The organism is Salegentibacter chungangensis, from assembly GCF_042678405.1.
Classification (GTDB): Bacteria; Bacteroidota; Bacteroidia; order Flavobacteriales; family Flavobacteriaceae; genus Salegentibacter_A; species Salegentibacter_A chungangensis.
Genome location: NZ_JBHTLI010000001.1, coordinates 154,504 through 172,381, shown reverse-complemented (window position 1 = coordinate 172,381; position 17,878 = coordinate 154,504). Strand labels below are relative to the sequence as shown.

The 17,878-nt window shown below is 38.4% G+C and carries 16 protein-coding genes and 1 pseudogene; 13 read left to right on the top strand and 4 right to left on the bottom strand.

Annotated elements, in window-relative coordinates; translation table 11 throughout:
- Window positions 1-64 precede the first annotated feature (64 nt).
- From ACFQ3Q_RS00710 to ACFQ3Q_RS00655, 12 genes and pseudogenes are all read left to right on the top strand, one after another.
- Window positions 65-175 (top strand): annotated as a pseudogene (locus tag ACFQ3Q_RS00710) (sugar phosphate nucleotidyltransferase); the annotation flags it as partial.
- A 59-nt stretch (window positions 176-234) separates the two neighbouring features.
- On the top strand, window positions 235-1,575 hold the full coding sequence (locus tag ACFQ3Q_RS00705) for a nucleotide sugar dehydrogenase (protein ID WP_380741945.1): 1,341 nt from the start codon (window positions 235-237) through the stop codon (window positions 1,573-1,575).
- A complete protein-coding gene (locus ACFQ3Q_RS00700; RefSeq protein ID WP_380741943.1) occupies window positions 1,575-2,567 on the top strand; it encodes an SDR family oxidoreductase in 993 nt (330 codons plus the stop codon). The genes ACFQ3Q_RS00705 and ACFQ3Q_RS00700 overlap by 1 nt, the downstream gene beginning before the upstream one ends.
- 9 nt (window positions 2,568-2,576) lie before the next feature.
- The gene (locus ACFQ3Q_RS00695) at window positions 2,577-4,019 is read left to right on the top strand and encodes a lipopolysaccharide biosynthesis protein (protein ID WP_380741941.1); all 1,443 of its coding nucleotides are present in this window, start codon (window positions 2,577-2,579) and stop codon (window positions 4,017-4,019) included.
- Window positions 4,020-4,022: 3 nt separating this feature from the next.
- Window positions 4,023-4,538, top strand: a complete 516-nt coding sequence (locus ACFQ3Q_RS00690; protein WP_380741939.1) for an acyltransferase — start codon at window positions 4,023-4,025, stop codon at window positions 4,536-4,538.
- A 1-nt stretch (window position 4,539) separates the two neighbouring features.
- Window positions 4,540-5,637 (top strand): glycosyltransferase, encoded by a 1,098-nt coding sequence (locus ACFQ3Q_RS00685; RefSeq protein WP_380741938.1) that lies wholly within the window; start codon window positions 4,540-4,542, stop codon window positions 5,635-5,637.
- Complete coding sequence (locus ACFQ3Q_RS00680) at window positions 5,634-6,623, top strand: EpsG family protein (protein ID WP_380741936.1); 990 nt, start codon at window positions 5,634-5,636, stop codon at window positions 6,621-6,623. Before ACFQ3Q_RS00685 ends, ACFQ3Q_RS00680 begins: the two co-directional genes overlap by 4 nt.
- 7 nt (window positions 6,624-6,630) lie before the next feature.
- Window positions 6,631-7,737 (top strand): glycosyltransferase family 4 protein, encoded by a 1,107-nt coding sequence (locus ACFQ3Q_RS00675; protein WP_380741934.1) that lies wholly within the window; start codon window positions 6,631-6,633, stop codon window positions 7,735-7,737.
- Window positions 7,738-7,820: 83 nt separating this feature from the next.
- Window positions 7,821-9,008, top strand: coding sequence for a glycosyltransferase family 4 protein (locus tag ACFQ3Q_RS00670; RefSeq protein ID WP_380741932.1), 1,188 nt, complete (start codon window positions 7,821-7,823; stop codon window positions 9,006-9,008).
- A gap of 121 nt (window positions 9,009-9,129) precedes the next feature.
- Entirely contained in the window at window positions 9,130-9,909 is a 780-nt protein-coding gene (locus ACFQ3Q_RS00665; RefSeq protein WP_380741931.1) for a polysaccharide biosynthesis/export family protein, read from the top strand.
- 1 nt (window position 9,910) lies between these two features.
- Window positions 9,911-12,313, top strand: a complete 2,403-nt coding sequence (locus ACFQ3Q_RS00660; RefSeq protein ID WP_380741929.1) for a GumC family protein — start codon at window positions 9,911-9,913, stop codon at window positions 12,311-12,313.
- 19 nt (window positions 12,314-12,332) lie between these two features.
- Complete coding sequence (locus ACFQ3Q_RS00655; protein WP_380741927.1) at window positions 12,333-13,703, top strand: capsule assembly Wzi family protein; 1,371 nt, start codon at window positions 12,333-12,335, stop codon at window positions 13,701-13,703.
- An 88-nt stretch (window positions 13,704-13,791) separates the two neighbouring features.
- Here the strand turns inward: ACFQ3Q_RS00655 and ACFQ3Q_RS00650 are convergent, their stop codons facing one another.
- The 3 genes from ACFQ3Q_RS00650 to ACFQ3Q_RS00640 form a co-directional block, all read right to left on the bottom strand.
- On the bottom strand, window positions 13,792-14,127 hold the full coding sequence (locus ACFQ3Q_RS00650; protein WP_380741925.1) for a hypothetical protein: 336 nt from the start codon (window positions 14,125-14,127) through the stop codon (window positions 13,792-13,794).
- 181 nt (window positions 14,128-14,308) lie between these two features.
- Window positions 14,309-14,935: a metallophosphatase domain-containing protein gene (locus ACFQ3Q_RS00645; RefSeq protein WP_380741923.1), complete on the bottom strand. Its 627-nt coding sequence runs from the start codon at window positions 14,933-14,935 to the stop codon at window positions 14,309-14,311.
- 114 nt (window positions 14,936-15,049) lie between these two features.
- The gene (locus ACFQ3Q_RS00640; protein WP_380741921.1) at window positions 15,050-15,268 is read right to left on the bottom strand and encodes a hypothetical protein; all 219 of its coding nucleotides are present in this window, start codon (window positions 15,266-15,268) and stop codon (window positions 15,050-15,052) included.
- A 185-nt stretch (window positions 15,269-15,453) separates the two neighbouring features.
- Here ACFQ3Q_RS00640 and ACFQ3Q_RS00635 point away from each other — a divergent pair, with 185 nt between their 5' ends.
- Window positions 15,454-16,971 carry a hypothetical protein gene (locus tag ACFQ3Q_RS00635; RefSeq protein ID WP_380741919.1) on the top strand — a complete coding sequence of 506 codons (1,518 nt, stop codon included), beginning with the start codon at window positions 15,454-15,456 and terminating at the stop codon, window positions 16,969-16,971.
- Here the strand turns inward: ACFQ3Q_RS00635 and ACFQ3Q_RS00630 are convergent.
- Window positions 16,968-17,798: a universal stress protein gene (locus tag ACFQ3Q_RS00630; protein ID WP_380741917.1), complete on the bottom strand. Its 831-nt coding sequence runs from the start codon at window positions 17,796-17,798 to the stop codon at window positions 16,968-16,970. The two genes, ACFQ3Q_RS00635 and ACFQ3Q_RS00630, sit on opposite strands and share 4 nt — an antisense overlap.
- Between the last annotated feature and the right edge of the window lie 80 nt (window positions 17,799-17,878).

Below are 17,878 nucleotides of genomic sequence, written 5' to 3'. Positions count from 1 at the left end.
AATATTAACCTACATCTTTTGCCTCACCCTACCTTTGCAAAAGAGTTAAAATCACCAGGATTTAATGACCAAAGTTCTTCACGTACTTCTCACCGGGGGAGTAGGGAGCAGGTTATGGCCACTTTCAAGGCAGTCACGGCCTAAACAATACTTAAGAATTTTTTCGGAGAGTTCTCATTGAATTTAAGGTTCAGGCTTTTAATTCAATAGAATCATACTGTAATTATATAAATAATGAATAAAGAAATAAAAATAGCAGTTATTGGGCTTGGTTATGTAGGACTGCCCCTGGCAAGACTGTTTGCTACAAAATATCCTGTTGTTGGATATGACATTAATAAAGTCAGGGTTCAGGAATTAAGAGCTGGTCATGACCTGACAATGGAAGTGGAGGATTCGGTTTTGCGATCGGTCTTATTGAAAGATAATCCCGTAGTTCTTCCTCAGTTTGAATTAACGGGAACAGGAGAATTTGAGTTTGAGTCCGGGGAAGCTAAGCACGGGCTTTTTTGTAGTTACGAACTGGCTGATATTGCTGACTGCAATTACTATATCATTACCGTTCCAACGCCGATCGATAAGAACAACCGACCAGACTTAACACCTTTATATAAATCCAGCGAGAGTGTGGCCAAAGTCCTGAAAAAAGGAGATGTCGTAATCTATGAGTCTACGGTCTATCCCGGTGTGACAGAAGATGAATGTGTTCCGGTTCTGGAAGCGGTTAGCGGACTGGAATTTAACGAAGATTTCTTCGTAGGGTATTCTCCGGAGCGTATTAATCCGGGAGATAAGGAACATACGGTCGAAAAGATTTTAAAAGTAACTGCGGGTTCTACCCCGGAAGTTGGAAAAAAAGTGGACGAACTATACAAATCCGTGATCACCGCCGGGACACATTTGGCTCCGACCATAAAGGTGGCCGAAGCTGCTAAAGTGATCGAAAATTCGCAGAGAGATATTAATATCGCTTTCGTGAATGAACTGGCTAAGATCTTCAATAAAATGAATATCGATACCAGGGATGTTCTTGAGGCAGCGGGTACCAAATGGAATTTTTTGCCTTTTAAACCGGGACTGGTTGGAGGGCATTGTATTGGGGTAGACCCTTATTACCTGGCACAAAAAGCCCAGGAACTGGGATACCATCCCGAAATCATTCTTGCCGGCAGGCGAATGAACGATTCGATGGGAAAATATGTGGCTTCTGAAGTAATAAAACTGATGTTGCAAAACGATCTCAAGGTAAAAGGTGCCGACATTCTGGTATTGGGGATAACCTTTAAGGAAAACTGCCCCGATGTGCGGAATACCAAAGTGGTAGATGTGGTAAGAGAACTGCAATCGTACGGCACCAATATTACTATTTATGATCCTTTGGCTAAACCGGAAGAAGTAAAGCACGAATACGGCCTTCAAACCACTGATCAACTGCCCAAGCAAAATTTTGATGCAATTGTATTAACAGTGGCACATGAGGAGTTTTTGACGATGGACCTGGAACAGTTTAAAATGGAAAAGGCAGTAGTGTATGATGTGAAAGGAGTTCTCGAATCAGTAAATGGAAAATTATAGTGAGGCAACAGTTTGAGAAATTAGAGGGTAAAAGAGTGCTCGTTACCGGTGGCGCAGGCTTTATAGGATCAAACCTGAGTGAGACACTTTTGAAATTGGGTGCTAAAGTGACTTGCCTCGATAATTTTGCTACCGGACATAAAAGAAATCTTGATGAAATTAAAGCAAACCCTAATTTTAATTTGATTGAGGGGGATATTCGGGATCTTAGTACCTGCCAGAAAGCTGCCGCTGGGCAGGATTATATTTTACATCAAGCGGCTTTGGGATCAGTACCTCGTTCTATAAATGATCCAATAACCAGCAATGATGTAAATATCTCTGGGTTTTTAAATATGCTGGTTGCAGCAAGGGATGCCGAGGTTATACGTTTTGTTTATGCTGCAAGTTCATCTACATATGGTGATTCAGAAAGTTTGCCCAAGGTTGAAGATAAGATCGGGAAGCCTCTTTCGCCATACGCTATTACCAAATATGTAAATGAATTATATGCTGATATTTTTCAAAAAAACTATGGTTTGGATACAATTGGCTTGCGATATTTTAATGTTTTTGGTAGGAAACAGGATCCTAATGGTGCATATGCAGCTGTAATACCAAAATTTGTAATTCAGTTGATGAAGCATGAAAGTCCGGTGATTAATGGAGATGGTACATATTCCCGTGATTTTACCTATATAGACAATGTGGTTCAGATGAATTTGCTGGCCATCACCACGGAAAATGAAAGTGCCCTCAATCAAGTCTATAATACAGCTGTAGGGGATAGGACCAATTTGGTGCAATTAACAAGTTTATTGAAAGAGAATCTGGCAAAATATGACTCTGAAATAGCCAATATTGAGGTTAAACACGGCCCAAATAGAGTAGGTGATATTCCTCATTCTTTAGCTTCAATAGAAAAAGCTAAAACCCTTTTAGGTTATGACCCTCATTATAAAATTGACCGAGGTGTGAAGGAGGCAGTTAAATGGTATTGGAATAATCTTTAAATCTAAAGAGTGATAGAGGGTAAAAAAGAGCTTGTAGTTTCTCTTTTTTGGTCAATGGGGGGGCAAATTGGAGCTATGATTATTTCATTGGCTACCAATGTTTTACTAGCAAGAATTTTGTCTCCTTTTCAATTTGGACAGGTAGGAATAATTATGTTTTTTATCTTGATTAGTAATGTGCTTACAGAAAGTGGCTTGGGGGGGGCATTGGTTAGAAAGCTAGATGCTGATTATAAAGACTTTTCGACTGTATTTGTTTTTAATGTTACTTTAAGTTTACTCTTATATATAATTCTTTTTTTTACAGCAGGATTAATAGCAACTTACTACGGTAACCCGGAACTTGAAAAGTTACTTCAAGTATCAGGAATAGTTATTTTGATAAATTCATTCCAGGTGATTCAGAATGCAAAATTAGTAAGGGCTATGAAGTTCAAACGGAAATCTGTTTATTACTTTAATTCGGTTTTAATTGGCTCTTTGGTTGGTCTCATTTTGGCTTATAATGGATATGGAGTTTGGTCATTAGTGTTTTTACAGATTACATTGGCTTTTTTATTGACCTGCCAGTTGTGGATTTTTGAAGGTGCTTTTTTTAGTCTTAATTTTAGTAAAGCATCATTTTCAAAACTGTTCGGTTTTGGGATAAATACGACTTTGGCATCAATTCTAAACACAGCATTTGATAATATATATCAATTAATACTTGCCCGTACTTTTTCTATTAATCAAGTAGGACTTTTCTACCAAGGAAAAAAATTACAGGATGTTCCTAATAATGTAATAAAGCTAAGTAGTTTGAATGTTGTTTACTCTTCACTGAGTAAGCATCAATCGAATAATAAAATTTTTCTTCAAAAGTTTCAAAGTATTGTGAATCCATTGATATTATTATGTGGAGCTATAGCATTAGTTTTTCTAATTTTTTCTGATGGAATTTTATTTTTACTGTATGGTAAAAAATGGTTAGAAGCTGAGTTCTATATGCAGGTGTTGGCCGTGGGTTCCTTCTTCTATTTATTGGAGATGTTTAATAGATTAATCTTTAAAGTATATGATAAAACCAGGTCAATTCTTTATCTAGAGATTTTAAAAAAGGGAGTTCAGTTAATAACAATTTTTGTCGGACTCTATTTTAGGGATATAAAGCTCCTAATATTTGGATTCTTACTCACTAATATCTTAAGCTTTTTTTTCAATTATTACTTTTCTAGAAGGGTTTTGGGGATTGTTGATTGGTTTGGGATAAAAAGAATACTTAAAGTTGTTTTTAGCTTTTTGCTTCTATATGTAATTTCTGACTTCACTTTCTCTAAATCCAGTTTTTTACCGGAAGAAAAACTATTCTTTATTCCAGTAGTGCTATTGGGTTATGTTTTTCTTTTGAGAATTCTTAATGTTTCTAATATTTATGCAGACCTTAAAGAGTTAAAGTCAATCTTTAGAAAATAATTTATGGTTAGGAGAATTATCAATTTACTTAAAAAAGTGTTTTATAGCAATGAGAAGTATGCTCGACAAATTGGTGTTAGTATAGGGGATAAATGTAAAATTGCTACAACTAATTTTGGTTCAGAGCCATATCTTATAGAAATAGGTAATCACGTTCAAATAACCCAAGGGGTTAGGTTTTTTAATCATGGAGCTGCTTGGGTGTTTCGAGAAGAGATCCCTGCCTTTGATGTTTTTGGGAAGATAAAGGTTGGGGATAATGTTTATATAGGCAACAATGCCCTTATTATGCCGGGAGTTAAAATTGGGGATAATGTAATTATAGGTGCTGGAGCTATTGTGACGAAATCTGTAGAAAGTAATAAAGTAATTGCTGGTAATCCGGCAAAAGTAATTGGGGAGGTTGAGGACCTTAAAAAGAGGATTGCCCCTTATAACTTATCTAGTAAAGGCATGAGTTATGAGAAAAAGAAAACTTTCTTGCTTTCTCAACCTGAGAATAAGTTCTTAAAAAAGTGATATGAAGAATATTCTTGTTGTAGTTCCGGATGATAGATTAGGTGGGGCAGAACAGTACCTGAAAAATATATCTTACTATCATTTAGAGGCTAAAAATAAAGTCTATGTTGTTTTTTTAAAAAGGCAAATGAGTGGGCAGTGGATGGATCTAAAAGATTTGGGAGATGTGAAATTTTATTACTCCAATTCGGCAACAGAGTTATCGGGAATAGGCTCTACGATTTTGAATGTTTTAAAAATTAAGAGCATAACGTTTGACTATATCTACACTTCTCACCTGCACACAACAAGTTTTGTAGGGTTTCTGATAAGATTTGGGCTGGTGAAAAAGAAATATTTTATAGGAAGAGAGTCGACTACAATCTTTCATCGCTTTAAAGGGAAGCAATTGTTTATTTTTAAAATGTTATACAGGTTAGGGTATCCTTCTCTAGATCTGCTTATTAATCAAACCCAGGTGATGAGAGATCAACTAATTGAAGGTTTGCCATGGATCGAAAGGAAAACAAAACTTGTTGTAATACCTAATCCTATTAACTTAAGGGCTATTCAGAATATTCCAGTACCAAAACACCTGGTACATCCAAGAGAATTCATAGTTTCAGCGGGAAGATTAATACCTGAAAAGGGATATGATATTTTGATTGATTCCTTTAAAGAAATTTCAAAAGAATATCCAGAACTTGATCTCGTAATTTTGGGTGAAGGGCATAAAAGGCCAGAGTTAGAAGAACAAATAAGATCATTGGGGCTTCAGAATAAAGTGATTCTTAAGGGGCATGTAGATAATGTATATGCTTACTTTAAGCAGGCTAAACTCTGCGTGGTATCTTCACGAGTTGAAGGTTTTCCAAATGTGCTGTTGCAGATGATGTCCCAAAATAATCGTGTAGTTTCGACTAAATGTGCTGGTGGGATAGATGAACTAAGTGGGATTATTTGTGTTAAAACAGATGATGAAGAGGCTATTCGGTTAGGTGTTAAAAATGTCTTAGAAAATGATTTAAATAAAAATCAGATTGTTTTTTCTCAACAACTTGAAGAAAGGTCATTAGAAAGCTTCCAAAGCAAACTACAGGAATTTTTAATTTGCGAATGATTAGGTATTTATCTTTTGAAACAAATGCTCCGGAGGAATATCTTCCATATTTCAGGTCCAAGAGGTTAATCTTATGGACTACGGTTTTCGCTTTAATTTTTGTGAATATACCATGGGAGATTATTAGAGGTGCAGAATTTACAGATATTGAAAATTATATCGAGAGGTTTAGCTCAGGCGTTAATTTTTCATCCTTAATAAATGAAGGTTTTTTTTTGAAATATATCACTTCTGAATCTCTATGGGCAGCTCTTATTTTATACTTAAAAAATCTTGGATTGCCTTTACCATTAGTATTTAAAAGTATTTCCTTTTTTTCAATTTTTGTTTTTGGATATTTTACCTTCAAAAAATCTAAGAGTCTGTTTTTGTCTGCTTTTTTACTATTAAATCCTTTAATGGTAGATTTTGTCATGTCTCAGATCAGAAACTCTTTTGCTCTTTCTATCATTATTGTAGCAATGCTTTGCAACAATAAATGGATAAAATTGGTATTGCTTCTGAGTTCTACAATGATCCATAGTTCCTCGGTTGTGCTAATATTTCTAGTTTATATACTTAATAAAACCCAATATGAAGGGAAGTATAAGAATCTAGGAGTACTAATAATTATTGGTCTTTTTGTGGCTTTTACTCTGAGTATTGGACGCGAGTATATCTTGACACTAATAGGAGATCGAAGAGCTAATATAAAGCAACCGCAATCATCTATATTGTATAGTATATTTTGGGTAGTTTATATAGGTCTAATAATTTATTTAAAAAAACTCAATGTTAAGGATATATACTCTAAAATGTCTTTTACTCTTATATTAGTTTTTTTTGCCAGTGTTGTTTTTGGAGCTTATGCTACACGATATTTAGCAATTCTGCTTCCTTTTTTAATAATTTCTGTATTATCCTTGAAAATTAATAAAAACAGGATTCTTTCGTCTTGGGTTTTACTTTTTTACCAGTTAATTCTCTTTACATATTGGATTGATTGAAAAATAAATGACAATAACTATTTTATTAAATACCAGCTGGAATATATACAATTTCAGGCTAGGATTGATTAAGGCGCTCCAGAAGGAAGGGCATATAATTGTGGCTATAGCGCCTTATGATGAATATGTCCCTTTATTGAAAAGCGAGGGTGTGGAATGCTACAGTGTAAGTTTAAATAGCAAAGGAACCAATATCAAACAGGACTTAAAATTAACTAAGGATTATTTTGAACTACTTAAAGCTATAAAGCCGGATATGGTTCTTTCCTATACCATAAAACCTAATATCTACGGCAATCTTGCTGCAAACATCCTTAAAATACCGGTTATAAATAACGTTAGCGGACTTGGGACCATCTTTATTAAGAAGAGTTTATCAACTTTAGTAGCTTTAGCTTTATACAAAATCGCATTTTTGAAGTCAGGGTGGGTGTTCTTCCAAAATAATGAAGATCAAGGCATTTTTTTGAAAAAAAAGCTTCAAAGGTTTAATAAAACCAGTGTTATTCCAGGATCAGGAGTTGATCTCAATCAATTTGATATAATTAGACAAAAAAATTCCGGAATGTCGGTTTTATTTGTCGGACGACTAATAGGGGATAAGGGAATTAGAGAATTTATAGAAGCCGGGAAGAGGTTACATATTAAATATCCTGATGTAGAATTTAAAATAGTTGGCGAATTTGGTTATGACAATAAAACGGCGGTTCAAAAGGAAGAGCTTGAAGAATGGTTAAAGCTGCCACAGTTTAATTACTTGGGGAAATCTGATAATATGAATGCTGTTTATGAAGAAACAGACATCATGGTCTTACCGTCGTACCGAGAGGGCTTGTCTAGAAGCTTAATAGAAGCTTGTGCGATGAAATTGCCAATTGTTACTACAAATGTTCCAGGTTGCAAAGATGTCGTGCAGGATGGATATAATGGATATTTGTGTGAGCCGAAAAATGCAATTGATTTAGCGGAGAAAATTGGTAAACTTCTGGATGCCTCCGAAGAAAATCGGCTGCTACTGGGAGCTAATGCGAGAAAGTTAGCAGAAAGAAGATTTGATGAAAAGATAGTAATAGATTCATATTTAGAAAGAATAAATAATCTTGCATCTGTTTAAGTGCTTTTATAATTAATAATTCTGAATTTCGAGCCTGTCTTTGCCCTACCTCACAGGTTTTAAATATTAAAAACCTTAAAACAATGAACATCCTAGACCAACAGGTCATACTTGACCTGTTCCACAGGTATTACCTGTTTTTCGCGAGTGGAGTATTTATGCTTGCCTTTGTGCTAACCTGGTATTTCACTCCAAAAGTGTTATGGGTGAGTAAAGAAAAGGCTTTGATGAAAGAGGTGAATCACCGTAGCTCACATCAGGATGCTATTCCTCCTTTTGGAGGGGTTTCATTTTTTATAGTCCTGGTACTTATTATTAGCATTTTACAGGCGCTGAGAACTTCGCCTACAGGGAACCATCTTATTGTAGGGCTAACCTTCCTTTTTATGGCTGGTTTGAAGGATGACCTGGTGATCTCTTCAGCGAAACTCAAATTTGTAAGCCAGCTTTTTGCCGCGGGATTCATCATTTTTTCCCCGGAATTACAGCTTACCACCTTACATGGATTTTTGGGGGTCTTTGCCATTCCTGCAGTTTTAGGATATTCGTTTAAAGCCTTAATTGTCGTAGCCCTGATCAATGCCTATAATCTTATTGACGGGATAGACGGACTTGCAGGTATTGCAGGCATTGTGATCTCGTTAACCTATGCGATGGTATTCTATGCCACGGGGCACCCTTATTTCGTGTTGGTTAGCCTTACAGCTGCCGGAATCCTTGGGGCATTCTTAAGATTTAATTTTTCCCGGGGGAGGCGTAAAATGTTTATGGGGGATGGTGGATCCCTTATTATGGGTTTTGTGATTGCCTTTTTAAGCCTTAAGATTCTTGTGATGCAACCTTATGAACCTCTCATGAGAGAAGGTTTCGTTCCGGAGAACAGGCTTTTATTCGCACTTGCCGTATTATTCCTGCCTGTCTTTGATACGCTTAGGGTGATTATTATTCGTTTAAAGAATGGTAAAACCCCATTCGAGGCCGATCGTAACCATATGCATCATGTGCTTCTTGATAACGGTTTTTCTCATAAGAAAGCAAGCTTACTGCTGGGGGCGTTGAATCTTGCGGTTATCATCCTGTATATAATGCTGAGCAGGGACCTTAAAAGTATTGGAATGAGCCTGGCAATGGCGGGTGTGTTTATTGCTGCCGGCTTACTTTTTGAAGCTTTAAGAGTAAAAGCTAAGCAAAAACCAAAAGTATATTTTAGGCCAAAAGGCATAAGAGTAAGACCCGTAAAAAAAGAACTGTCATCCGAAAGCCGGAGTTAAGACGCGCTGTTGGCCGGTTTTCAACAAGAAAAAATGATTTAATGGTTAACGATTTTTTAACATAAAATTTTATCTTCGCGGCCCCTACCCAAATTAAACACCTGTAAAATTTAAACCTACTATGAAACGCCCAATATTGGCATTATTATGTCTTTTATTTATTACCTCCTGTGTATCACGGAAGGAAGTAGTTTATTTTCAAAACCTGGATGATATGGAAGCCAGGCTTGATGCAAACAAAAAAAATAGCCTGCAGATCAAGCCCAACGATCTTCTTACCATAAATGTTTCGGCTCCCGAACAGGCGGCTGCAATGCCATTCAATCTTCCTGTAGTTGGGATGCCTCAGTCCGGTACTGATGCAGGCCTGACAGTTAATACCCGTCAACAACTTCAGACTTATCTCGTAGATAGTGACGGGAATATTGAGTTTCCGGTGTTGGGAACTGTAAATGTGGAAGGTCTTAACCGGCAGCAGCTCTCTTCAAAATTGAAATCGCACATCAGCGATTATGTTCAGGACCCTATAGTGAATGTAAGGATCGTGAACTTCCAGGTGAGTGTGCTTGGAGAAGTGAATCGCCCGGGGACCTTCGATGTTAAGGATGAATATTTAAGCCTGCCAAAAGCCCTTGGGCTTGCGGGAGATATGAGTATCTATGGTCGCAGGGACAATGTATTGGTTATGCGGGAAGAGAATGGAGTAAAAACCCACGCTTATCTCGACCTTACAGATGCAGAATCGGTAAACTCTCCCTATTATTATCTTCAGCAAAATGACGTGGTATATGTGGAGCCAAACGGTCCTCAGCGTCAGTCGGCAAGTTATAACCGTAACGCCGGAGTGTATATTTCTATAGCATCAGTTTTAGTTTCAGTAATAGTTTTGATCACCAAGTAATATGTCACAGCAAAATAATATTCGCCGACCTCAGGAGGAAGAGATTAACTTAAGAGAAGAGCTTGATAGATATCTAAGGTTCTGGCCCTGGTTTGTTATTGGGGTTATTGCCTGTATAAGTATTGCATTTCTATACCTTAAATTTTCAACACCGGTATATAATACTACAGCAAGTATTATCATTAAAGATGACGAAGGAAAAAGCCCATCTTCAGAAATGGCTGCTTTTGCAGATTTAGGTTTGCTTGGTGGAATGGGAACCAGCAGCATAGAGAACGAGATTGGGATCCTGAATTCCAGGAGGCTAATGACCGGGGTCGTTAAAGCCCTGAACATAAACGTAAGATATTTTGAAGAAGGCGAGGTAAGAACTTCAGAGCTCTATACCAATACTCCTTTTTACGCGCAGGTTTTGAGACTGGATGAAAAGCTTCTGAAATTAAAAAGAAAAGAATCAGGAGTAAAATATCGAATTTCAAGTGAGGGAGGAGAAAAACTTGAAATTACCGATCTTGAAACTGAAGAAACGATCAAAGCGGATCTTGGGAAGCCTGTAGACCTGGGGTTTGCTGATGTGGTTATTATCGAAAATCCGGACTTTGAAAGGACCTCAGGAGAGACTGCTGAAAGCTTGGGTCAGGTCTTAGTGAGCTTTAGCCCTATAGAAGAGGTGGCGGGTTATTACAGAGAGCAGGTACAGGTAAATCTTACCGACAAAAATTCGAGCCTGCTTAATCTTGACTTGAATGATCCTGTAAAGCAAAAGGCACAGGATATTATAGATCAGCTGATATTTGAGTATAACAGGGAAGCTATTGAAGATAAGAACCTTGTGGCAAGGAATACGGCAGCCTTCATCGATGAGAGGCTTGCCATCATCAATGAGGAGCTGGATTCGGTAGAGACCGGGAAGGAAGAATTCAAGGAAGCTAATCAGCTTACCGATATTAAGGCTGAATCTGAACTTATTATCGAGAATGCCAGTGAGTATAATAAACGCCAGCAGGAAGTGGGCACTCAGCTGGAACTGGCGAATGCGATGATCGAATATCTTAAAACCGGTTCCAAGTCAGACCTTCTTCCGGCCAATCTTGGTATCGAAGAGACCGGGGTGAATCAGCAAATAGAAGAATATAATAACCTTGTCCTGGAGCGCAACAGGATCTTAAGCGGTTCTACAGAAAGGAACCCGATCGTTAAAAGGCTTAATTCACAAATTGAGCAGATAAAAGGGAATGTGTTGCAGAGCCTGGAACGGATGCGGGCTAATTTAAGAATAGCAAATGAAGACCTGAAGAGCCAGGCCGCTGCCATAGGCTCAAGAATATCTTCAGTACCTTCAACGGAAAGACAATATCGCGGAATCGAGCGCCAGCAAAATATAAAGGAATCTCTTTATCTTTTCCTGCTTCAAAAGAGGGAGGAGAATTCTTTATCCCTGGCCGTAACGGCTCCAAAAGCTAAAATTGTAGACAGAGCATATAGTACAACCAGCCCAGTTTCTCCGAAATCGCAGATCGTGTTGCTCGCCGCTCTGATCCTGGGACTGCTGATCCCATTCCTGGTAATATATATCAGCAACTTGCTTAGTAACAAGATAAAAAGCAGGGAAGATGTTGAGGGGATCACAAAGGAAATTCCAATTGTTGGGGAAGTGCCGAAAATTGGCCGTAAACAGAGTGACCTGGTTGAAAAGAATGACAGGTCTGTGCTTGGGGAGTCCTTCAGGATACTTCATACGAATCTGCAATACTTGCTGGTGAATGCCAATAAACACCAGGGGGGGAATCGTATTTTCATTACGTCTACGGTTAAAGGTGAAGGAAAAACATTCGTTGCCTTTAACCTGGCACTTACACTGGCCAATACCGGTAAAAAGGTGTTGCTTGTAGGGGCCGACCTTAGGAACCCCCAGTTGCAAAGATACGAGACAGGTGCCAGGGAGCTTCTTGGGGTAAGCGATTACCTGGTTAAGAATGAGCTTTCTCTGAAGGACCTGATAAATACTTCTAAGTATCATCAGGATCTGGACCTTCTAGCCTCAGGAAGTATTCCGCCTAACCCTTCAGAATTGTGGAGAAGTGATAAAACTGCAGATCTTTTTGAAGACCTCTCTCAAATGTATGATTATGTTATTGTGGATACCGCTCCTTCTATGCTGGTAACCGACACCTTCCTGATCAATCATTTTGCAGACCTTACCTTGTATGTTTGCAGGGCGGGATATACAGAGAAAAAGCTTCTTAATTTCGCAGTTGATGCTAAAAATGACGGGAAATTACATGATGTAAGTTTTGTGCTTAATGATGTGAAGATTGCCAACTTCGGGTATGGGAATAAGTATGGATATGCCTACGGGGAAGATAAGCAAAGCTTGTGGGAGCGTCTGAAAACTTCTTTTTAGAACTAAGGTTCACTTAATTATGAGTAGAAAATATTTCAAGCAGGTTTTAATCAGCCTGCTTTTTTTATTGAATTTTTCCAGCCTGTGGGCGCAGGCTATTGATTTTTCCGGCGAGGCAAGGTTAATGGGAGCGTATTCTAATAAGGAGGAACTACCTTTCTGGATGTATAGCAATCAGCGGGGGCGAATAGCTGAAACGTCCAATGTATCTGCCGGGCTTAATGCTTATGGAATTTATAACTTCGAAGGGAACAAGACCTTTGAATTTGGAGGTGGTTTGGCATTTTCTGATGGGCTGGAAAAGGAATTGTTCATAGATGAGGCTTATCTGGCTTATTCCAATTCCTGGCTGGAAGTTGTTACAGGCATTAAACATAAAGCCGAAATGTACAATGGGCTTAGTGCTTCCAACCGGAATATTTTATGGTCCTTAAACGCCAGAGCCTTACCTGGAGTGCAACTTGGCACGAATGGCACAGTGTTTTTTAAAGGAAGAGAATTGGGCTGGGGTTTCGAAGCTACTCTTGAAGAATACTGGCTGGGGGAGGACCGCTATGTTAAGGATGCATTTTTACATCATAAAAGCCTGCATCTTGTTTTTAAAAGCTGGAATGGCTGGAAACTTAAAGCCGGGATCCAGCATTTTGCCCAATGGGGAGGAACATCTCCAAGGTTTGGAAAGCAACCTGCAGGGATAGAAGACTACCTACGGATTTTTGCCGGTAGAGCCGGAGGAGATAACTCTTTAGAAAGTGATAAGGCCAATGTGCTTGGTAATCATTTGGGGTCTTGGGAGTTATATGTAACAAGGGAATTTAAAGATTTTAAAGCCCGGTTCATATTCAATAACCTATTTGAGGATGGCTCCGGAAGCCGGGGCGCTAATTTTCCTGACGGACGATATGGAGTGTTTATAGATTTTTCGGAAAAGGACAGGATTATTAATTCTTTTATTTACGAGTTCTATTACACACGTGATCAGAGCCAGACCGGCCCCCATTTATATGACAATTACTTTAATAATGGGGTTTACCCTTCCGGGTGGACCTATAAAAGCAGGATCTTAGGCGTTCCTTTCTTTACTTATGACAGGGATTCTGATATGGTTGTAAACAATAAGTTTTCAGCACATCATTTTGGAGTTTCCGGTCAATTCTCAACTTATTTTAATACCTATCCATATAAGCTGATGTTGAGTTATGCCCATAACGAGGGGACATTCCAAAAGCCTTTACATGAGGATGGGACCAATGAAGACGTGTTTTACTTTTATTCGGAAGTCAGGTTGATAAACAGGCCCTTTCAGTTAAATATTGAATTGGGCACCGAGTTTAATTCGTATAAGGAGCCGGTTTTTGGAGCCGGGCTCCACCTCTCGAAATCTCTTTAATCAGGCTTCTATATCCGGGAATTAAAAAAGGCTTCGGTTTTTCAACTGAAGCCTTTTTTGCTTTTAACTAATCTCCTTTTTCTATATGTTACGCTGCACTTACCGCGTTGTAGTGCGTTAGTATATTCTGGTAAAAATAAAGGCTTTTCTCATCCTTCTTGAGGCAGGATTTAAGAAAGCGCTCCAGTTTCTGGCATTCAAAAGTAATACGGGTGTATTTCCTGTTCCCTACCGGAATTTCCATCTCCACGGTATGTTCCTGGTAATTTATATGAACATTTTTAGCCTCAAAATATTTTTTGATTATCGCCCTGTGCATCGTTTTGTAATTCGAATTCTGTTCTTCGATGTTCGAGATACTATAAGATATAAGATGCTTAACTTCTTCTAAGACAGTCGCAGGTTCGTAATTATAGGTGTTCATAGAAATGGTTATTGGCGTTAGTAATCATATTTCTTCGGCTAAAGTAAGATGCGACTTGCTATCTTCCTGTTAAAAAAAGTCTAATACTTTACTGATTAATAAATATTTAACGCTGGGAGCATTTTTTTAACGTTGCCTTATAACGCTAAAAAAACAAATAGGGGATTTCCGGTAATAATGCTTAAACTTCTACCTGGGAAGGCGGGCGAAAAAAAGTGTAGGTTTCGTTAAGGACCGAACAGTTGAGGTAGCGGATGTCACTCTTTTTCTCCAGTCCGTAATTTTCGTGGATGTGTCCGAAAATATGGATCTTGGGCTGAACCGATTTCACTTTCTTTAATAGGTCTGAACATCCGACACTGGTATCACTTTTAATCCTGTCCATAATCCCATAAGGAGGAGTGTGGGTAATTAACACCTGGGTGTCTTTGGGAATTCGTTGCCAGTGTTTTGAAATTGCATCGCCTCTGTCCCGGTTAAAGGCCCATCTTCCGCTACCCGGGGTTATAGGAGAACCCCAGAAACTAACCTCGTCTATTGTAATACCACTATCATTGAGGTAATGAATATTTGATGGTAAAATTTCATTTAACTCCTGTGCATTAAGCTTTTCAAAGTAAAAATCGTGATTACCCGCAATAAGGATCTTGTGAGTATGGGGCTGGCCTGAAAACCACTTGAGAAATTCAAGACATTCTCCACGGGTTCCCGATTCTGTGAAATCTCCTGCGTGAATCAGGACATCGCCGGCAGGAAGATCCAAATGCTGGTGTTTATTGTGAGTGTCTGCAATGCAAATTAATTTCATTCTTGAAAAATAGGAGTTGTTGAAAAGGACAGGCTTTTTGAAAAAGATATGAAATTAATGTCAGGGAAAAAGAATTAATTTGGATTAAAAGGAAAGCCTGAAATGGGTTAAGATTTATTCTTCAACTTCCTCCTCCAGGTCTGCAGCGATATAATCCTTATCTACCGGAAGTAACTTATTAATGATCTTAGTTACTCCAAATGCGATAATAACCGCAGTAACAGCGAAGAATAAAAACTTGATTAAAAGACTATCACTCACTACAATGCTGTAGATGCCCAAAAAGATTTCGACAGCTATAAATATTATTTTAATACTTAGTTTAAACAGCATGGTGTGTTGCAAATGATTTTGGTCAAATATACAATCAAATCACGTGCAAAAACCGAGCTGTACTAAGTTTGACTTAAATTTAACGCAGGGATAATCAGGCGGTTAAATTTTTAAGTTAAAAAATCTTAAACCTGTGAAGAAAATGTTTTCTGAATTGTAAATTGTTCCAAAACCAACACTTAGCCTTGAGAACCAACCGAAAAAGAACTCTTTACTTCCTTGTTGCCCTTGCAGTAATTGCAGGGCTTTTAATTGGAGCCAATAATTTCTTGGAACATAAGATCAAAAAAGGACTTGAGAAATCCTTAACCGACTCCGGCACTTCCTATAAAAAGATAAATGTGAGTTTGCTGGGAGCAATGGCAGAAGTTGAAAAAGCCGAATTCAGTAAGAACGGGAGAGTCCTGAAGGCTAAGCTTATTAAACTGGACGACCTTGATCTTTGGGCTTATTTAACCCGTAAAGAAATTATAATAGGGGAATTGTTTTTAAATTCACCGGATATAAGGATCACCAAGTCTGAACAGGCAGCAAAAAAGGACTCTTCTTCAGGTAAGTTGGGAAAAAAAGTAATGATTAAATCCCTGAAGGTGAAGAATGGTCAATTCAGGCTTGTTAAGTCTGATACTTCAAAAGCAGATCAAATCTTTGTAAGTTTCCCGGAGCTGGAAATGAGGGATATCAATCTCAATCAAAAGACACTCAGGGAGCCTGTGCCTTTCGATTACCGCGGGTATCATTTCAGGAGCGATTCGGTTTATATGAGAATGAATCCGCAACATGATATCTATATATCCAATATCGATGCTAATAAAGGTGCTCTGAAACTTCAGAATTTTAAGATTGTCCCTAAGTATAATAGGATCGAGTTTCAAAAGCATATCCCCTATGAAAAGGACAGGGTTGAATTAAATATCAGTGAAATACATCTAAATGACCTTAGCTGGTCCTTTAGGAATGATTCCCTGCACTTCAGAAACCCCTTAACCAGGATCAGTGATGCAAAGCTTCGGTTATACCGGAATAAACTTATGCCGAAAGATACCCGCCATAAGCCAATGTACAGTGAATTGATCAGGAATCTGCCTTTTAAGCTCGAGCTGGATTCCATCAGGATAAGGCAAAGTTATATTCAGTATGAAGAATTGATAGATACATCAAGGCAGGCCGGAATGCTGAAGTTTGAAAACCTGAATGCCAGTATCTATCATCTTAGCAATGTGGGAATGTCTGAAGAGACTTTTCCCAGGACAGATGTAGACGTGAAAACCTCCTTTATGGGGGAGGCGCCGCTCGAGGTGAACTGGAATATGGATGTTAGCGATCTGAACGACCGGTTCAGGATTTCAGGAAAAATGGGCAGGCTGTCTGCAGCCGGGATGAATGAGTTCTTAAAACCTGCAATGAATATTGAGGCAAAAGGCGATATTGCCGATATGAGCTTTAACTATACCGGTAATAATACTGTTGCGAACGGAAAAATGAAGCTTAGGTATTATGATTTTAAGGTGGAAGTACTGCGAAAGAACAGTGAAAAGAAAAATAAGATCTTGTCTGCAATTGCAAATTTATTCGTCAATAACGAAGCGGTGAATGAAGAACTGGTTCACAAAAATATAAAGGTGAAGCGGGATAAGACGAAATCTTTCTGGAATTATTTCTGGAAATGTATCAGGGCCGGGGCCCTGAAATCATTTCTTTAGATCCTGAAGGTAACCACCGGGATCTTGGCGTGGTTTACCAGGTCTTCACTGATGCTTCCGTTAAAGAAATGCGCTATACCCTTTCTTCCGTGAGTGCTGATTCCTATTAGGCCTGCATCTATGGTGGTGGCAAATCCTAATATTCCCTTTTCTACGCTAACATCGTTATAAATATGAATGTTGTAGTCTCCAACATTCTGGCCATCTACAAAATTCTCCATTCTTTTCTTAACATCTTCACTGGTTAGGAAGTTGTTGGGAGTGTTGATGAACAGCAGGTGTAACTTGGCATTCATTTTATCGGCGAAGTCTTTGGCCATTTTGAGGGTGTGTTTGTTACTGGAGTCCCCGTCTGTAGCAAATACAAAATTCTCTATTTTGAATTCAGGATGTTCCTTTTTGATAACAAGAACGGGAATCTTAGAAGTGCGTACCACCTTTTCGGTGTTCGAGCCTATGAACATTTCTTTAAAGCCACTTGCGCCGTGAGAGCCCATAACAATAATGTCGCACTTTTTGTCCTCACTTACTTCCATTATCCCTTCGAATGCCTGGTGAAACTGCACGGTCTCGTATAATTTTATGCCATCCAGGTAAGGTTTTGACATCAGTTTTTTGAAACGCTGATGGGCAAGTTTCATAAAAAATATGGATTCTGGGAGGTTGTGGCTCGAACTTCCCGCTACGGGGTCTACCAGTTCTAATGGCAGTTCAAGCATATGTAATAGGTAAATTTCACTGTCGAATTTTTTTGCCAGTTGCGCCGCTACTTTCAGGGCGTATTCAGCCTGTTCAGAAAAGTCGGTTGGAACAAGTATCCTTTTCATTCTTGTTTGTTGGTAAATGGTTAGAAATGAATTTGTTTATTAAAAGTACAAATAAAATTTCATTTATTTCCCGGTTTTCT

What these genes read in the sequence shown, in the direction of transcription:
- ACFQ3Q_RS00705 (WP_380741945.1), top strand. Translation starts at nt 235, where the DNA reads ATGAATAAAGAAATAAAAATAGCAGTTATTGGGCTTGGTTATGTAGGA.
- ACFQ3Q_RS00690 (WP_380741939.1), top strand. Translation starts at nt 4,023, where the DNA reads ATGGTTAGGAGAATTATCAATTTACTTAAAAAAGTGTTTTATAGCAAT.
- ACFQ3Q_RS00685 (WP_380741938.1), top strand. Translation starts at nt 4,540, where the DNA reads ATGAAGAATATTCTTGTTGTAGTTCCGGATGATAGATTAGGTGGGGCA.
- ACFQ3Q_RS00680 (WP_380741936.1), top strand. Translation starts at nt 5,634, where the DNA reads ATGATTAGGTATTTATCTTTTGAAACAAATGCTCCGGAGGAATATCTT.
- ACFQ3Q_RS00675 (WP_380741934.1), top strand. Translation starts at nt 6,631, where the DNA reads ATGACAATAACTATTTTATTAAATACCAGCTGGAATATATACAATTTC.
- ACFQ3Q_RS00670 (WP_380741932.1), top strand. Translation starts at nt 7,821, where the DNA reads ATGAACATCCTAGACCAACAGGTCATACTTGACCTGTTCCACAGGTAT.
- ACFQ3Q_RS00665 (WP_380741931.1), top strand. Translation starts at nt 9,130, where the DNA reads ATGAAACGCCCAATATTGGCATTATTATGTCTTTTATTTATTACCTCC.
- ACFQ3Q_RS00660 (WP_380741929.1), top strand. Translation starts at nt 9,911, where the DNA reads ATGTCACAGCAAAATAATATTCGCCGACCTCAGGAGGAAGAGATTAAC.
- ACFQ3Q_RS00655 (WP_380741927.1), top strand. Translation starts at nt 12,333, where the DNA reads ATGAGTAGAAAATATTTCAAGCAGGTTTTAATCAGCCTGCTTTTTTTA.
- ACFQ3Q_RS00650 (WP_380741925.1), bottom strand. Translation starts at nt 14,127, where the DNA reads ATGAACACCTATAATTACGAACCTGCGACTGTCTTAGAAGAAGTTAAG.
- ACFQ3Q_RS00645 (WP_380741923.1), bottom strand. Translation starts at nt 14,935, where the DNA reads ATGAAATTAATTTGCATTGCAGACACTCACAATAAACACCAGCATTTG.
- ACFQ3Q_RS00640 (WP_380741921.1), bottom strand. Translation starts at nt 15,268, where the DNA reads ATGCTGTTTAAACTAAGTATTAAAATAATATTTATAGCTGTCGAAATC.
- ACFQ3Q_RS00630 (WP_380741917.1), bottom strand. Translation starts at nt 17,798, where the DNA reads ATGAAAAGGATACTTGTTCCAACCGACTTTTCTGAACAGGCTGAATAC.